The 15,797-nt window shown below is 40.5% G+C and carries 14 protein-coding genes; 8 read left to right on the top strand and 6 right to left on the bottom strand.

All coding sequences use genetic code 11. The features are described from left to right. Positions 1 to 30: 30 nt before the first annotated feature. From glnL to PARC_RS00805, 3 genes are read left to right on the top strand one after another with little or no spacing between them, the layout of a single operon-like run. Positions 31 to 1,101 (top strand): nitrogen regulation protein NR(II), encoded by a 1,071-nt coding sequence (gene glnL, locus PARC_RS00815; RefSeq protein WP_010554790.1) that lies wholly within the window; start codon positions 31 to 33, stop codon positions 1,099 to 1,101. A gap of 14 nt (positions 1,102 to 1,115) precedes the next feature. Next, entirely contained in the window at positions 1,116 to 2,501 is a 1,386-nt protein-coding gene (gene ntrC / locus PARC_RS00810) for a nitrogen regulation protein NR(I) (protein WP_007582175.1), read from the top strand. Positions 2,502 to 2,530: 29 nt separating this feature from the next. Further along, entirely contained in the window at positions 2,531 to 2,989 is a 459-nt protein-coding gene (locus PARC_RS00805; RefSeq protein ID WP_010554789.1) for a cyclic nucleotide-binding domain-containing protein, read from the top strand. A 9-nt stretch (positions 2,990 to 2,998) separates the two neighbouring features. Here PARC_RS00805 and PARC_RS00800 read toward each other — a convergent pair whose 3' ends face one another. Together PARC_RS00800 and PARC_RS00795 are read right to left on the bottom strand one after the other, a co-directional pair. Beyond that, positions 2,999 to 3,664, bottom strand: a complete 666-nt coding sequence (locus PARC_RS00800; RefSeq protein ID WP_010554788.1) for a hypothetical protein — start codon at positions 3,662 to 3,664, stop codon at positions 2,999 to 3,001. A gap of 57 nt (positions 3,665 to 3,721) precedes the next feature. Then, positions 3,722 to 4,009, bottom strand: coding sequence for a hypothetical protein (locus PARC_RS00795; protein ID WP_007582180.1), 288 nt, complete (start codon positions 4,007 to 4,009; stop codon positions 3,722 to 3,724). 245 nt (positions 4,010 to 4,254) lie between these two features. Here PARC_RS00795 and PARC_RS00790 point away from each other — a divergent pair, with 245 nt between their 5' ends. The 4 genes from PARC_RS00790 (at position 4,255) to PARC_RS00775 (ending at position 8,774) form a co-directional block, all read left to right on the top strand. Beyond that, on the top strand, positions 4,255 to 4,638 hold the full coding sequence (locus PARC_RS00790; protein WP_010554787.1) for an RNA-binding S4 domain-containing protein: 384 nt from the start codon (positions 4,255 to 4,257) through the stop codon (positions 4,636 to 4,638). 101 nt (positions 4,639 to 4,739) lie between these two features. Continuing rightward, positions 4,740 to 5,168 (top strand): hypothetical protein, encoded by a 429-nt coding sequence (locus PARC_RS00785; RefSeq protein ID WP_010554786.1) that lies wholly within the window; start codon positions 4,740 to 4,742, stop codon positions 5,166 to 5,168. Positions 5,169 to 5,371: 203 nt separating this feature from the next. After that, positions 5,372 to 8,116: an aconitate hydratase AcnA gene (acnA, locus tag PARC_RS00780; RefSeq protein WP_010554785.1), complete on the top strand. Its 2,745-nt coding sequence runs from the start codon at positions 5,372 to 5,374 to the stop codon at positions 8,114 to 8,116. Positions 8,117 to 8,519: 403 nt separating this feature from the next. Continuing rightward, positions 8,520 to 8,774: a hypothetical protein gene (locus PARC_RS00775; RefSeq protein ID WP_010554784.1), complete on the top strand. Its 255-nt coding sequence runs from the start codon at positions 8,520 to 8,522 to the stop codon at positions 8,772 to 8,774. Here PARC_RS00775 and PARC_RS00770 read toward each other — a convergent pair whose 3' ends face one another. The 4 genes from PARC_RS00770 to PARC_RS00755 all read right to left on the bottom strand — a co-directional run bounded on the left by PARC_RS00770 (position 8,775) and on the right by PARC_RS00755 (position 13,790). Next, on the bottom strand, positions 8,775 to 9,323 hold the full coding sequence (locus PARC_RS00770) for a DUF4124 domain-containing protein (RefSeq protein WP_010554783.1): 549 nt from the start codon (positions 9,321 to 9,323) through the stop codon (positions 8,775 to 8,777). It lies immediately after the preceding gene. 109 nt (positions 9,324 to 9,432) lie between these two features. Continuing rightward, positions 9,433 to 10,173, bottom strand: coding sequence for a phosphoadenylyl-sulfate reductase (locus PARC_RS00765; protein WP_010554782.1), 741 nt, complete (start codon positions 10,171 to 10,173; stop codon positions 9,433 to 9,435). Between the two features lie 43 nt (positions 10,174 to 10,216). Then, entirely contained in the window at positions 10,217 to 11,914 is a 1,698-nt protein-coding gene (cysI, locus tag PARC_RS00760; RefSeq protein ID WP_007582193.1) for an assimilatory sulfite reductase (NADPH) hemoprotein subunit, read from the bottom strand. A 61-nt stretch (positions 11,915 to 11,975) separates the two neighbouring features. Further along, a complete protein-coding gene (locus tag PARC_RS00755) occupies positions 11,976 to 13,790 on the bottom strand; it encodes an assimilatory sulfite reductase (NADPH) flavoprotein subunit (protein WP_010554781.1) in 1,815 nt (604 codons plus the stop codon). A 302-nt stretch (positions 13,791 to 14,092) separates the two neighbouring features. Here PARC_RS00755 and PARC_RS00750 point away from each other — a divergent pair, with 302 nt between their 5' ends. Beyond that, the gene (locus PARC_RS00750) at positions 14,093 to 15,718 is read left to right on the top strand and encodes an endonuclease (protein ID WP_010554780.1); all 1,626 of its coding nucleotides are present in this window, start codon (positions 14,093 to 14,095) and stop codon (positions 15,716 to 15,718) included. Positions 15,719 to 15,797: the final 79 nt, after the last annotated feature.

Raw genomic sequence — 15,797 nt, 5'->3', positions numbered from 1 at the left:
CAAACATCCACGCACTAAAATGGTGCAGCTATGATTAATAATAAAAACTTTAGCCCTGAGCTACTCGATGCCATTTGGCAAAATCAAACAACCGCTATCATGTTACTTGATAAAAACTTCACCGTTGTATATGCCAATACTAGTACTAGCGAGCTGCTTGGCCTTGGTAATAAGCGCCTATTAGATCAACCGTTTGATAGCCTTTTTAACTACCATTCAATCGATTTACAGCGTATAGAACAATACTCATTAGTTGAAGGCGTAGATTGCCAGCAGCATAGAGCTGACGTGGTTTTTAGCGATTCTCGCCATGCAAAAGTAGCCGTAAGTACACGACAAATTAAGTTTAATGGCTCGCTTTATATTTTATTTGAGTGGCGCCAAACCGATGACGAAATTAAGCACGACCAAGCGTCTAATCAAATGCATCAATATCAAGCTGCCCGAAACCTAATTAGAGGCTTAGCTCACGAAATTAAAAATCCTTTAGGTGGAATTCGCGGAGCGGCGCAGTTATTGCAGTATGAGGTTGATCAACAAGAAAGAGATCAATGTGCTGAGCTCATCATTGAGCAAGCCGACCGATTACGCGAACTAGTAGATAGGCTTTTGGGGCCCAATCAACTTCCGCAAAAATCGTATGGCAATATACACCAATCACTTGAATCAGTTGCAAGGCTAAGTACGTTAGATAATTGTTCTAACATTAGCTTAGTTAAAGATTACGACCCAAGTATTCCTGATGTATACATTGATCAAGGCAAAATTCAGCAAGTGGTATTAAACATTGTTCGAAATGCCCAACAGGCGCTTGTAGATGGCGGTGAAATAACAATAAAAACCCGCATTAATCATCAGCATCGTCGCCCAGGTAAAGCACCTAAAAAAGCCTTGTTGATCCAAATATCTGATAACGGACCAGGTATTGATCCCAGTGTACGCGAAACACTGTTCTACCCTATGATCACCAATAAAGAAGGTGGCTCTGGGTTAGGACTCTCAATAGCGCAAACACTGATAGATCAACATGATGGCTATATAGAATGTGATAGCTGGCCTGGACATACTGAATTTAATATCTATCTGCCCTTTGCAGATTAATGTTTGGAGTTTGCATGAAAACAGTTTGGCTTGTAGATGATGATGCTTCTATTCGATTTGTACTTGAAAAAGCACTAACCCGTGCAGGGTTTAACACAGAGAGCTTTGCTAATGCGCAAGATGTACTAAGCGCACTAAAGTTTAGCCAACCTACTGTTTTAGTTTCTGACGTACGAATGCCTGGTATGGATGGTATGGCGTTGCTTGAACTTATTGCAGAGCAAAACCCTGGGCTGCCGGTTATTATAATGACTGCGCACTCAGATTTAGACTCAGCTGTAAATGCATTCCAAAAAGGTGCTTTTGAATACCTCGCTAAGCCGTTTGATTTAAATGAAGCAGTGGCGCTAGTCGAAAGCGCATGCAGAGCAAACTCCACTAAAAAAACTAAACGCAAGCAAGCTCCACCAAAAAGTGCCCACATAATTGGTGAAGCGCCCGCAATGCAAGAAGTGTTTAGAGCGATAGGTAAACTATCGGCCTCTAGCATGAGCGTATTAATAAATGGTGAATCTGGAACAGGTAAAGAACTTGTCGCCAGTGCGCTACACAATCATAGCCCACGTAAAGAAAACCAATTTATTGCACTTAACATGGCAGCCATTCCAAAAGAGCTTGTTGAGTCAGAGTTATTTGGCCACGAAAAAGGCGCATTTACGGGCGCCGACAGCGTGCGTAAAGGCCGTTTTGAGCAAGCCAATGGCGGCACACTATTTTTAGATGAAATTGGTGATATGCCACTTGATGTACAAACACGTTTATTACGCGTTCTTGCCGATGGTGAGTTTTATCGCGTTGGTGGCCATCAAAGTATAAAAGTAGATGTGCGTATTATTGCGGCTACGCACCAAAACCTTGAAGATTTAGTTAAACAGGGCAAGTTTAGGGATGATTTATTTCATCGTCTTAATGTTGTGCGCCTACGTTTACCTGCTCTTCGAGAGCGTACTGAAGATATAGAAAGCTTATCGCAACACTTTTTACATAAAAGCGCTAAAGAGCTACAAGTAGAAAGCAAAGTGCTGAGCCCTAAGGCAACTGAGCAATTACGCTTATTTAATTGGCCAGGCAATGTACGCCAATTAGAAAACACCTGTCGCTGGCTTACTGTAATGGCACCGGGTGAGCTTGTAAGCGAGCAAGACTTACCGCCAGAGATTCTGGATGCTTCGCCAACCCAGGAAGAAGGTGATTGGCTAGATGCGTTTCAGCAATGGCTTAATCAAGAGCTTAAACAAGGCAAAGAAAATATTTGGCCTGACATTCAAGCCCAGCTAGAAACTCGCTTAATTAAAACCGCACTGGCTAATTGTTCTGGTCATAAGCAAGATGCTGCTATAAAAATTGGTTGGGGACGCAACACGTTGACCCGAAAATTAAAAGAGCGCAATATTAGCTGATTAAACGCTTTTAACACATTTGGTTATTGATGAAGCTAATCGAACATATTCCATTATTCAAACAAATGGAAATTATAAACAGGCTGCACTTTTTTAAAGAATTTACGCTCAGCGAGCGCCAAGTCTTATTAGAGTCGTTCGGCCTGTTGTATTTAGTAAGCCAGCATCAATTTTTATTTAAGCAATACGATAACGACAAACGTTTGTACATTGTACTTAGCGGCGCGTTATTAGTATTTAAACATAATCATTTGCTAGAACTTGGCACTATAGAGCCCGGTGAATTTATAGGTGAAGGTGCCTTTATAAATAACCGAGAACGCAGCACCAGTGCTCGCGCTAAAACCGACAGTATAGTCCTCGCTATTACCCCTGAAGCACTCACTCGTTTACCTAATGTTATCCGCGAAAAAATTAAAGACCGAATTATAGAAGGTATGAGTCTGCGCATTGCCAAACTAAGCGAGCATATAGAAACTCACGGTTAGCTCTATCACTCAGTCCATATAAATAATTTGTAGTGAGCAATCAAGCCAGCTGGGGTTATTAACGTGAGCTGTAAACCTGTAAGTATCGGATGGTTTGGCGCCAAAGGGCGTATTTATAAGTGGTTGCGAGTGACTGTATGTTTGCGAGTAGGTTTTATAATAAATGACAACGTAACCGTACAAAAACTCCCAATCTAACCTTACAACAGCGCCACTGGGTAAGGTAAAGTCAGCATATTTATTTGTAAATGTGACGAGTAAATCATTGTACTTGTCTTCGCTGCATTGAGTTGTTCGTAACTTTTTAGGCATAACAAAGGTTGTACCCGCCACTGCATTTTTTAGATAAAAGCCTATATTGCCATCACCATAAAAATGATTTGAACGCGTTGTATAGTTAACTTGTGGCTCGTAACCTAGCCCCTGCATAATAGTAGCTAACTGCTCAGTCTCTTTTGGGTAAATTTTGTCACTTGATAAGAGTAATGTAGCCTCACCAAAATCAGGTGGGATTGCCAGCGGTACATATTCATAAGGGAGCGATTGTGCTTTTAGCGCAGCATCGAGCTGATTGCTCTGTTCATCTTGCAAGTTTTCACTAAATACATACACGGTAGGTTGTTGGCACGCAGCTAATAGTAATGCCAACACACATATTAAAATTCCACTTTTCATAGTTACCCCCTTTTTGATTACAATTGTAGTCTATTAAAGGTAACTATTTATAGCAATTTAATTTGTTTGGCTATCCAACCAAGCATCAACACTTTTGCGAGTATATAAAACTTCTTTAAATAAACGATGTCGTTCAAACTCAAGTTTTGTTTTTCTCGTGGCATCACCACTAACTAAACGGCTATGGGTATCATTGAACTTTGAAATTACAGAAAAACCGCGCTCATCTTGATCAGCTTGCTTTTTTACAGAATTAGCAAGGTGCTCTCTAACATCGTCAGCAGTTAACATACCTGAATTGTCTAATCCCATTAGCTCTTTTTTCATTGCCAATCTTACGCCCATTTCCTACTCCATTTAATGAAAACTATTTAATCCGCCAAAGTTTTAGCAATTAGCAGGCCATACGTAAAATTAACTGCTGCAAAGGTTACTCTTCAATTGCTTCAGTTTTTTTAAAGACAGATAAAATACATAAAAAATTTCATAGCTATTTACGTATTACAATTAGCGAAAGTCACTTGCTTTGGTGCAAAAGTAGCTGCAAGCCTTTATACTACAGCTTGTGCGTTACCCCACCGAGAGCAAATATGAACGAAGAATACATAGAAATAGAATTAGAAGAAGAGCCGATTGAGCTCTGTAAATTATTAAAAGTACTAAACTTAGTTGAAGGTGGCGGCCAAGCTAAAAACCTAATTACCGAAGGCTATGTGGGTGTTAACCATGAAATTTGTACAATAAAGCGGAAAAAATTATACAGTGGCGATGTATTAGAATTTGATGGTGAATTTTTTAAACTTGCGCTTAGTGAAGATGCAACACCTGCAGAAAAGCCTGCGGTACAAACTCAAGCAGAGTCAAAGCAAGCTGCACCACAACCAACAAATCAGCCAGCTAAAAGTAAGCGTAAGCGAACTAAAAAGCCAAAAGTAGATGATAAAACAGGTCGTCGACCTATTTCATTTGGTTAAGCATTTAAAAGCCCTCTTTTTATATAAAAAGGTCAACTTGTATAGTTGGCCTTTTTACTCTTTAATAACCTAGTTAATAATAATAAAAACAAGGTTATAAAATGTCTGTTAAAACACCTAAAAATTGGTTTAAGCCCGTTGCATGGGCGGCACTCGTATGGAACTTACTTGGCGTTATTGCATTTGCTATGCACATGATGATGACACCCGAAATGATAGGTAAACTCCCGCTAGATCAACAAGCTGCCTACTCTAACGTTCCTATTTGGTCAACCATTGCATTTGCTATAGCTGTATTTGGAAGCACTTTTGGTTGTCTGTTTTTACTTGCTAAAAACGCGCTGGCAACACCTACTTTTGCGCTATCGCTCGGCGCTATTTTAATTCAGCAATATTATAATTTTGTGGTCATAAACAGTATTGAGCTACTTGGTGCAAGTGCTGTATTTATGCCTATATTTGTAATCGTTATTGCCATCGCTTTACTTTGTTTGAGTATTAAGGGTAAGCAACACGGTTGGTTACAGTAATTAATAAGGGTCGAAATAACTTTTGACCCTACCTCTTTCAAATCATCTCTTGAAATTAAACTTTTCAGCATCATCTCTACTATATTAACTGTATAAAATTCGTTCTCTAAACACGATTTTTTTACACTGGTATGTACTTTGCAACTCGAACACTACAGAGGTCACTCTTCAAAATATTTTTCTAATTCATAAAGGGGCAAATAATGAATAATAGTTTCGATACCCAACATCAGCTCACAATAAATGGTGAGCAATATCATATTCATTCTCTAAAAGGACTTGGCGACAAAGCGAAACGACTGCCCTTTTCCTTAAAAGTATTACTTGAAAACCTTCTTCGTAACGAAGATGGCGCAAATATAAAAGAACAAGACATTCAAGCCCTTCTTAATTGGGATCCTCAAGCAAAGCCTGCATCTGAAGTTGCCTTTACTCCCGCCCGTGTTGTTATGCAAGATTTTACCGGTGTACCCGCTATTGTAGATTTAGCCGCGATGCGTGACGCAATGGAAAAACTAGGTGGAGATCCTGCAAAAATAAACCCGTTATCACCTGCTGAACTTGTTATTGACCATTCGGTACAAGTAGATGGCTACGGAAATGATGGTGCATTTGATTTAAATGCAAAACTTGAATACGACCGAAATAAAGAACGTTATGAATTTTTACGTTGGGGACAAACCGCTTTTGATAATTTAAAAGTAGTGCCACCAGCAACCGGCATTGTTCACCAAGTAAACCTAGAATACTTAGCGCGCGTTGTTTTTAATGAAGAGCGCGACGGCAAAAAATTCGCTTACCCAGATACGCTTGTAGGGACTGACTCTCACACCACCATGATTAATGGCTTAGGTGTGCTTGGTTGGGGTGTCGGCGGCATTGAAGCCGAAGCAGCCATGCTTGGTCAGCCAATTAGCTTACTCATTCCACAAGTAGTCGGTATGAAGCTAAGCGGCCGCTTACCTGAAGGTACGACCGCAACCGATTTAGTGTTAACTGTAACCGAAATACTGCGTAACCATGGTGTAGTGGGTAAATTTGTAGAGTTTTATGGTGATGGCCTTGCCGACTTACCACTTGCCGATAGAGCAACCATAGCGAATATGGCACCAGAATACGGCGCTACGTGTGGTATTTTCCCAATTGATGATGAAACCATTAACTACCTTCGCTTAACAAACCGCGACGAAAGTCACCTAAAGGTAATTGAGGATTACGCAAAACACCAAGGTTTATGGCGTAACGATGGTGACGAAGCTAGCTATACCGATACACTCGAGCTTAAACTAGGTGATGTTGTACCAAGCCTTGCAGGCCCTAAACGACCACAGGATAGAATTTCCCTAGACAAGGCTGGTGAAGTGATTAGCCAGCATTTAAAAAACTTTCAAGATGAACGTATGGCTCGTCGTGATAATAGCGACGAAGAACAAGCTCGTATTGAAAGTGAAGGGCCAACAACAAATCCAGATGAACCAGTTAACGAAGCGCAGTTTATGGGCGCCGCCAAGGTTAAATTTAAAGGGCAAGAGTTTGAGTTAAACGATGGCGCTTGCGTTATTGCCGCGATTACCAGCTGTACTAACACCTCTAATCCGAGTGTAATTTTAGCTGCTGGTTTGGTTGCTAAAAAAGCAAAGCAGTTAGGAATTAATGTAAAACCTTGGGTTAAAACATCACTTGCTCCAGGTTCTAAAGTAGTTACAGACTACCTAGAAAAAGCCGGCTTAATGGACGACTTAGAAAGCTTAGGCTTTAACTTAGTTGGCTATGGTTGTACTACCTGTATTGGTAACTCAGGCCCACTAGCGACTGAAATATCAGATGCGATTCAAAAGCATAAATTAGTGGTTAGCTCTATTTTATCGGGTAACCGTAACTTTGAAGGTCGTATTCACCAAGATGTTAAAATGAACTTTTTAGCGTCCCCCCCGCTTGTTGTTGCTTACGCCATTGCGGGCAGAACCGATATTGACGTATACAACGAACCCCTTGCTCAAGATGCTAACGGTAACGATATTTACCTTAAAAACATTTGGCCAAGCGTTAAAGAAGTAAGTGACCTAGTTAAAGAAACAGTAACTAAAGAAATGTTCGAAAAAAGCTACGCTAACGTTTACGAAGGCGATAGCCGTTGGCAGCAAATTAAAATACCAGATGGCAAACTTTACGATTGGGATGACGCATCTACCTATATTAAAAAAGCACCATTTTTTGATGGTATGAAAGTAGAACCACCAGGTATCCCTACTATCGAAGGCGCACGTTGTTTAGCTAAACTTGGGGATTCAGTAACCACTGACCATATTTCTCCAGCAGGGGCTATTAAAGCAGATGCACCAGCAGGTTTATACTTGCAAGAAAATGGCGTAGATAAAGCGCAGTTTAACTCGTACGGTTCACGCCGTGGTAATCACGAAGTAATGATGCGTGGTACGTTTGCTAATGTGCGTCTTAAAAACTTACTAGCACCAGGTACTGAAGGTGGCGTAACACGTACTCAGCCTGGCGATACGCTAGAGAGCATTTATGATGCAGCAATGGAGTATCAAAAAAATAATACTCCACTCATTATTTTAGCGGGTAAGGAATACGGTACGGGCTCATCTCGTGACTGGGCTGCTAAAGGCTCACTTTTATTAGGCGTTAAAGCCGTTGTAGCACAAAGCTATGAACGTATTCATCGCTCTAACTTAATTGGTATGGGTGTATTACCTCTGCAATTTAAAGAAGGTGAAAGCTACGAGTCACATGGGTTAACAGGGCAAGAACAATTTGATATTGATGGCCTGTACGATAAAACCGATGAAGTAACCGTTATTGCTACAAATGCCGAAGGTAAAAAAGTAACCTTGAGTGCTGATGTACGTATTGATACCCCTAAAGAGTGGGATTACTACAAACACGGCGGTATTTTACAATATGTACTGCGTAATATGCTCGACTAACAAAGACAGTAGTTAATACATTTAAAAGCCCAGCTTAATAATAAGCTGGGCTTTTTTATGTGTGCTGTTTGTTGTCTTAAATCAATGCTAAGCATTTAAAGCGTGCCTACACTAAGGCCTGCTGACCTTTCAGGATTAAAATTTGTTCAACCTAGGGGCTATTTAATCGCGGCGTGAGGTTTGTAACCTAGTGGGCTAAGTAAAAACCGAGCAACAAAGAGTAAATAGCCCCTAGGCAGAACCCTTCGGGCAGCGCATGTTTGGCATTTATTCCACGTTATCGCCTATCCATGGGGAATAACCACACTACATAGGCTCTGCCTTGCCTAAATACCAAACACACTGCTGCAAATTTAACCTCGAAAGATAAACAGGCCCTAGGGCTACTCTTAGTGAGGTAACTATGTCGCAAACAATGATAATTAGGCTGCTTAAAACATCAATAGTGCTTGGGTTGTGCCTTATCGTGACTGGCCACACTTTAATTGTGTCGAGTTACTTCACTGTTAATCATGGTATTAAAGGAATAATTATAGCGGCGGCATGCATTGCTATAGGCGTGTTGTTGTCGCTTCCTACTAAAATATATTTAACCGTATTATTGATGGAAGCCGAAAAACGTTATTTAAAAAACCATAAAAGTACTCACTCTAAATAATTAAAGTGCACTTAAATTATTAATTTCTTTATTACGTTTTTCTAGTTTGTCTTTTACATTTTCGGCATCATTAAATAGCTTTTTAACAGAGTCTGGGTTCAAAATACTAATCCCCTCTGGTGCAGCCGACATTGTATTTGTACTTGGAGAGGTATTTAAAATAGACGTGTCTTCTGCTGCAATAACAGTAATATCTTTAGGATCGAGTTTTACTTCAATACTTTTTGCATGCGGGTTAGGTGTATCAGAAAAGTGCCATTGGCCTGTTTCGTCTTGCCACTTAAAAATTTTGCTGCTTGAGGTAGTACTTTCAGGCATTGGTTCATCAGAAATACTGCTCGCAATTTTATCGCCAGCTTGCTTAACTCCCTGCACTGCTTGGTCCAAAGTATTGCTAGATAGCGCAACCATTTTTTCTTTAATTTGCTGAGATTCACTGCTAATTGATGATGCAGAAAGCCATGTTTGACCATCGGGCTTTTTTAAATAAAACAAAGAGATAACTGCAATAGCCATGATTGATATAGCTAAGTAGGTAAAGTATTTCATAGCGTTCCTGCTTTAATTAATCCTTTATTGCCTTGAGTCTAATAAAAAATACTTAATTAGGCAATTTTTTGTACCCTAATAAAAAAATAAAAACGCAGCCGAAGCTGCGTTAAATACCGTCACCATCCATGTGTAGTCCGCATTCTCGGTTTAAACCAAAAAAGCGAGTTTCTTCCTCTGTCATTCCTGGTTCTAACTTACGTGTTGTATGTACGTCTCCCATAGACACATAACCTTGCTCCCATAATGGGTGGTAAGGTAAATCGTGCTTAGTAAGATACTGATACACGTCGCGGTTAGACCATTCAATAATCGGGTACACTTTAACGGTACCACGGCTAATTTCTACAAACTGTTTATCAGCACGTGTAGATGATTGATCGCGGCGCAAACCACTAAACCACGTGCCCGCTTCTATTTCTTTTAACGCACGGGTCATCGGCTCTACTTTATTAAGCTGATTATATTGCTTAATGCCGTCTTCGCCTTTCTCCCATAGTTTACCAAATTTAGCCTCTTGCCATGCTGGGCTAAGCGGCGCTCTATACACCTTTAAGTTAAGTGATAAACGCTCACTCATTTGCTCAATAAACTGATACGTTTCAGGAAACAAATAGCCTGTATCGGTTAATACAACGGGAATATCTGGACGTTGTGAGGTCATTAAATGCAGCATTACTGCCGCTTGAATACCAAAGCTAGATGATAAAAAAGCCGTATTAGGCAAGTTATCAAGCGCCCATGCAACACGCTGTTCTGCGCTCCTATTCGCTAGTAAACCATTAGCATCAGCTAACATAGCCGTTTGGCTTTGTTTATCTAGCTGTAAAATGTTTTTAAATTCACTCATGGTAAATTCCAAACCTCACCAGCGCCAAAGCGCTGGTATTTAATTAAGCGTGAAAATCGGTTACTGATACTTTTACTTCAGCAACAATGCCTTTGCGTATAACAAAGTCACCAAAACACTCACCGTCATTGCGCTCGCTTGCCCATTGGCCAATGAGCTTATCGAATGCTTCTAGGTAAACGTCTTCGCCTACGTTCTCAAGGTACAATTTAGGAATACGTGTGCCTTCTAAATTACCACCTAAGTAAACGTTGTACTTACCTGGGCCTTTACCTACTAAACCTGCTTCTGCAAGCATTGCGCGGCCACAGCCGTTCGGGCAACCTACAACGCGCATAATAATGCTGTCATCGGGTATACCGTGCTTAGCAAGTAATGCTTCAGTTTTTTCTACTAGGCTTGGTAAGTAACGCTCTGCTTCGGCCATTGCAAGCGGGCACGTTGGCAGTGAAACACACGCCATAGAATTTTTACGCTGCTGCGAATCTGTGTCATCAATCAGGCCATGGCTACGAGCAATTTCTTCAATCACGGCTTTTTGATCTGCAGGTACGCCAGCAATAATTAAGTTTTGGTTTGCCGTCATACGCATGTCACCCTGGTGAACTTCTGCAATTTTACGACAACCAGTTTTAAGCGGTTTGCCTGGGTAGTCTAAAATACGACCACTTTGAATAAATAGCGTTAAGTGGTGCTTACCATCAATGCCTTCAACCCAACCAATGCGGTCGCCACGATGAGTAAACTCAAACGGACGGCTTGGTGCAAACGTAACGCCTGAGCGTTTTTCTACTTCGGCTTTAAATACATCAACGCCTACACGGTCTAATGTGTATTTAGTTTTTGCATTTTTACGGTTTGAACGATTACCCCAATCGCGCTGCACAGATACAACATGCTCTGCAATTTTTAAGGTATCTTCTAGCGTAATAAAGCCAAAGTCATCAGCCTTACGCGGATACGTTGCTGTATCGCCGTGCGTCATGGCAAGGCCACCGCCCACTAATACGTTAAAACCAACAAGTTTGCCGTTATCAGCAATTGCCACAAAGTTTAAATCGTTAGCGTGTACATCAACTTCGTTGTTAGGTGGAATAGTCACCGTGGTTTTAAACTTACGCGGTAAGTAATTAGATCCTAAAATTGGCTCTTCTGTGGTTTCTGCTTTTTCGCCATTTAACCAAATTTCGGCATACGCTTTCGTTTTTGGTAATAAGTGTTCAGAAATTTTTGCAGCCCAATCGTAAGCTTCTTGGTGTAACTCAGACTCAACTGGGTTAGTGGTACAAAGCACATTACGGTTAACGTCACCCGCTGTAGCAATAGAGTCTATACCTACGCTATCAAGCATTTGGTGCATGCCTTTAATATTAGGCTTTAATACACCATGAAACTGAAACGTTTGACGCGTTGTTAAACGAATGCTGCCGTAGCTTGTTTTGTCATCTGCAAACTTGTCGATTGCTAACCACTGCTCTGGCTTAATAATACCGCCAGGCATACGTGCACGTAACATTACATTATGTAGCGGCTCTAGCTTTTGCTTAGCGCGCTCACCACGTATATCGCGGTCATCTTGTTGGTACATACCGTGAAAACGTATTAACTGAAAGTTATCGGCTGTAAAGCCACCAGTAATTTCGTCTGTTAAATCTTTTTCTATGGTGCCACGTAAAAAGTTACTTTCTCTTTTCAAACGTTCGTTATCAGAAAGTTTTACGTTTTTATCTTGTTCGCTCATTTTAAATCCTAAATTTGTTACAGTGACGGCTGCTAGCTGTTAAATAAAATAAGAAACGTGATTAATACACGTCTTTCTGATAGCGGTTTGCGCTACGCAAATCTTTTAAATATTGCTCTGCGTCTTCATTGCTCTTGCCTGTGTTTTCTTTAACAATATCAAGCAAGGCGTTGTGTACATCTTTTGCCATGCGATTTGCATCGCCACAAATATAAAAGTGAGCGCCAGCTTCTAACCATTCAAACACGTCTTTACTGTTACTGCGTAACTTATCTTGTACGTATACTTTTTCTGCTTGATCGCGGCTAAATGCAACATCTACTTTGTTAAGTAAACCCGATTTTAAATAACCCTGTATTTCTACTTGGTATAAAAAGTCTTGAGTGAAATGTGGGTTACCAAAAAACAACCAGTTTTTGCCTTGCGCTTCACGCGAATCACGTTCTTGTAAAAATGCACGGAACGGCGCAATACCCGTACCAGGACCAACCATAATCACAGGTGTATCATCGTTAGTGGGTAGGCGGAAATTGTCGTTGTGTTCGCTAAATACTTTAACTTTACAACCTTCTTCTGCACGACGAGTTAAGTAACCAGTACAGCCACCTAAATGCTCGCTATCAAATGCATCAAACTGCACTAGACCTAGTGTTAAATGTACTTCGTCTTCAACCTCAGCTTGGCTAGATGCAATTGAGTACAAACGAGCTTGTAGTTTACGTAGGCAATCTACTAATATTTGTGCATCAATTTTTGCAGGGTTTTGGCGAATTACATCAAATATTTGGCGAGGTTCAATATACGCACGCATTGCGGCTTTATCTTCTACAAGCTTTAATAATTCAGGCGTACCAGTTGCTATTGCGTATTTTTCTACAAAACCTGGGTATGACTGAGTCAGCTCTAGTTTTTCAATAAGTGCATCACGTACGCTTAGCTCTTCATCACCTACTTTTACAATGCTTGTTGCATCTATTTGAGTAAGTGTAAGTACTTCATCAACTAATACATCATCATTTAAAAAGTACACACCTAACGAATCACCTGGTGTGTAAGTAATGTCAGAACCTTCAAGCGAAATTTCAACGTGGCGTACATCTTTAGTTGAGTCGCGACCGGTAATTTTTTGAACTGTTAATAGCTCTGCTTCAAATGGATTTTGTTTTGTATATTGGCTTGAAGCGGTCGTTGGTGCGCCAAATGGCATTGATACAACTTGACCACCAGCGGCTTCTTGCTGCGCTTTTAAATCAGGTTCAAATGCATCAACTGCACCGGCAATCCATGTTGCAGCTTCATCTTCGTAATCTACATCTAAATCAGCACGTTGATATATGGTTTGCGCACCGAGTTTATTTAAACGCTCTTCAAAATCTTTTGCTGTTTGGCAGAAAAACTCATAGCTAGAATCACCTAAGCCAATAACCGCTATTTTTACATCGTCTAGTTTTGGCGCTTTTTTAGTGGCTAAAAATTCGTGAAGTGTTTCTGCGTCTTCAGGTGGCTCACCTTCGCCGTAAGTAGATACAACGATAGTTAAAAACTTTTCTTTTTTCAGGGCTGTTGGTTTGTAATCTGACATGCTAACAAGCTTAACGGCTAAGCCTCGCGACTCAGCCTGCTCTTTCATTTTGGTAGCTACACCTTTTGCGTTACCTGTTTGCGAACCATATAAAATAGTTAGCGCTGCTGCATCACCCGCAGCCGGTACGCCTGCCGTAGGAGCACCTAACGCAGCCGAATTAGCATTTGCAGCTAAGTAACCACTTACCCACGCTTGTTGAATTGGATTAAGTTCAGCCACTAAACCTTGCAGCTTTTGTACTTGATCTTGCGATAGCGGGCTTGCCGCAGCATTTAGTTGACCTAACAACATGAATCGATTCCCCATAACCCTGAAAATTAAACACAACACACTTTGTGTATTGTTAAAAATGAGTTTTACCTCATCCAGAGCGTATCTGTTGAGGTTTTCTAAGTATGTAGGATAACGGGCTCTGCATAGATAAAAAAAGAATAGAATCTGCTTTGATATTCCATTTAGTTATTAATTTATAAAAACACCTTCAAAAACAGATTAAAGGACGATTATTGCCTTTTATGGCACTTTAAATTAACAATTTTGCAACTAACTAATGTAGGGTATATTCCTCATTCAAAATAAAAATAGGAACAACTATGTTACACGGGAAATATAAAAATAAACTACTTAGTACCGCATTGTTACTTGGCTCATTACCTGTAATGGCCAATGTAGCTAATGGCGGCTTTGAACAATGGACTGGCAATACACCTGATGCATGGACTACGATAGATAGCGGAATTGCTTTATCTCGCTCAACCAGTACAGTTAAAAGCGGTAGTAGCTCTGCTGCTGTAAATGTAACAACAGGATCGCAAAGTAACACTGATTTACTACAACAAGTTGCTGTAGAAGCAGGTAAAACCTATAACTTTTCGGCTGATGTTTACCACACCGAAGGTAAAATTAAAGCTCGCTTGTATGTAGATGGTTATCAAAGCTATTCAAATCAAGCACAAACTAACCAATGGCAAACAGTTAGCCATAGCTATTCAGCAAGTAGTGATAAAACAATTAGCGTAGGGCTTAGGTTTTATGATGTAAGTGGATTTAATGGCAACGAAACCGTATACGTAGATAACTTTTTACCAAACGCTGATGGCAGCGCATCAACAAGCTGTACCGACAATAGCCTTACCTTAACGCTTAATACCGATAATTACGGTAGCGAAACTAGCTGGGCCGTTAATAACAATCAAGGTAGTGCTTTTGCTAACGGCAGTGGTTACGCATCAAACACTCAGTATGATGAGCAAATATGCCTAACTGATGGAACTTACACACTTGTTATTAACGACAGCTACGGCGATGGCATGTGTTGTTCAACAGGTAATGGCAGTTATGCGCTTAAGCAAGGCTCTACCACACTTGCTAGCGGTGCAAGTTTTAATAATACAGACAGCACGGCATTTACTTTAGGTAGTGGCTCTGGTGATGGCGGCGGGACCAACCCAACACCCACTGGCTATTATGTTACTGCTCAAGGGCTATCGGGTTATGCACTAAAAACTGAGCTTTATAATATTATTAAAGATCATAATGCACAGGGTTACTCGGCTATTTGGAATTTTTACGACTCGTCTGCACGTGATACATACTTTGAAAACGATAACAGCATTTTAGATATGTATAGCGAAAAACCAAACGGCTCAGATAGCTACAATTATGCTGCGGTGAGCGATCAATGTGGTAACTATAGTGGAGAAGGCGGCTGTTACAACCGTGAGCATTCATTTCCTAAAAGCTGGTTTGGCGGCACTATTGAGCCAATGAACTCAGATGTGCATCATATTTACGCAACCGACGGTTATGTAAACTCAAAACGTAGTAACTTCCCATTTGGTGAAGTAGCAAGCGCTTCATTTACATCAACTAACGGAAGTAAATTAGGTTCTGCCGCAAATTCATTAAATTACTCAGGTACTGTATTTGAGCCAATTGACGAATTTAAAGGTGACTTTGCTCGCGCTTATTTTTACATGGCAACGCGCTACGAAAATGTAATAGGCACTTGGCAAACCAAAACGACCTCAAGTAATGCTGTACTTAATGGTTCAAGCAACCAAGTATTCGAGAACTGGGTTGTAGCCATGCTGCTTAACTGGCATAACAGCGATCCTGTAAGCCAAATGGAACTTGACCGTAACCAAGCAGCGTTTGAATTTCAAGGCAATCGTAACCCGTATATCGACCACCCTGAATTTGTAGAAATGATTTGGTAAAAGTGAGCAGTTAAAACAAAAGCCTTTGCAAATGCAAAGGCTTTACCTTTTAGTGTGTAATATTTTTTAGAAATATGAT

The sequence above is a fragment of the Pseudoalteromonas arctica A 37-1-2 genome (genome assembly GCF_000238395.3).
GTDB lineage: Bacteria > Pseudomonadota > Gammaproteobacteria > Enterobacterales > Alteromonadaceae > Pseudoalteromonas > Pseudoalteromonas arctica.
This window is presented reverse-complemented; position numbering and strand designations above follow the sequence as displayed.

What these genes read in the sequence shown, in the direction of transcription:
- glnL (WP_010554790.1), top strand. Translation starts at nt 31, where the DNA reads ATGATTAATAATAAAAACTTTAGCCCTGAGCTACTCGATGCCATTTGG.
- ntrC (WP_007582175.1), top strand. Translation starts at nt 1,116, where the DNA reads ATGAAAACAGTTTGGCTTGTAGATGATGATGCTTCTATTCGATTTGTA.
- PARC_RS00805 (WP_010554789.1), top strand. Translation starts at nt 2,531, where the DNA reads ATGAAGCTAATCGAACATATTCCATTATTCAAACAAATGGAAATTATA.
- PARC_RS00800 (WP_010554788.1), bottom strand. Translation starts at nt 3,664, where the DNA reads ATGAAAAGTGGAATTTTAATATGTGTGTTGGCATTACTATTAGCTGCG.
- PARC_RS00795 (WP_007582180.1), bottom strand. Translation starts at nt 4,009, where the DNA reads ATGGGCGTAAGATTGGCAATGAAAAAAGAGCTAATGGGATTAGACAAT.
- PARC_RS00790 (WP_010554787.1), top strand. Translation starts at nt 4,255, where the DNA reads ATGAACGAAGAATACATAGAAATAGAATTAGAAGAAGAGCCGATTGAG.
- PARC_RS00785 (WP_010554786.1), top strand. Translation starts at nt 4,740, where the DNA reads ATGTCTGTTAAAACACCTAAAAATTGGTTTAAGCCCGTTGCATGGGCG.
- acnA (WP_010554785.1), top strand. Translation starts at nt 5,372, where the DNA reads ATGAATAATAGTTTCGATACCCAACATCAGCTCACAATAAATGGTGAG.
- PARC_RS00775 (WP_010554784.1), top strand. Translation starts at nt 8,520, where the DNA reads ATGTCGCAAACAATGATAATTAGGCTGCTTAAAACATCAATAGTGCTT.
- PARC_RS00770 (WP_010554783.1), bottom strand. Translation starts at nt 9,323, where the DNA reads ATGAAATACTTTACCTACTTAGCTATATCAATCATGGCTATTGCAGTT.
- PARC_RS00765 (WP_010554782.1), bottom strand. Translation starts at nt 10,173, where the DNA reads ATGAGTGAATTTAAAAACATTTTACAGCTAGATAAACAAAGCCAAACG.
- cysI (WP_007582193.1), bottom strand. Translation starts at nt 11,914, where the DNA reads ATGAGCGAACAAGATAAAAACGTAAAACTTTCTGATAACGAACGTTTG.
- PARC_RS00755 (WP_010554781.1), bottom strand. Translation starts at nt 13,790, where the DNA reads ATGTTGTTAGGTCAACTAAATGCTGCGGCAAGCCCGCTATCGCAAGAT.
- PARC_RS00750 (WP_010554780.1), top strand. Translation starts at nt 14,093, where the DNA reads ATGTTACACGGGAAATATAAAAATAAACTACTTAGTACCGCATTGTTA.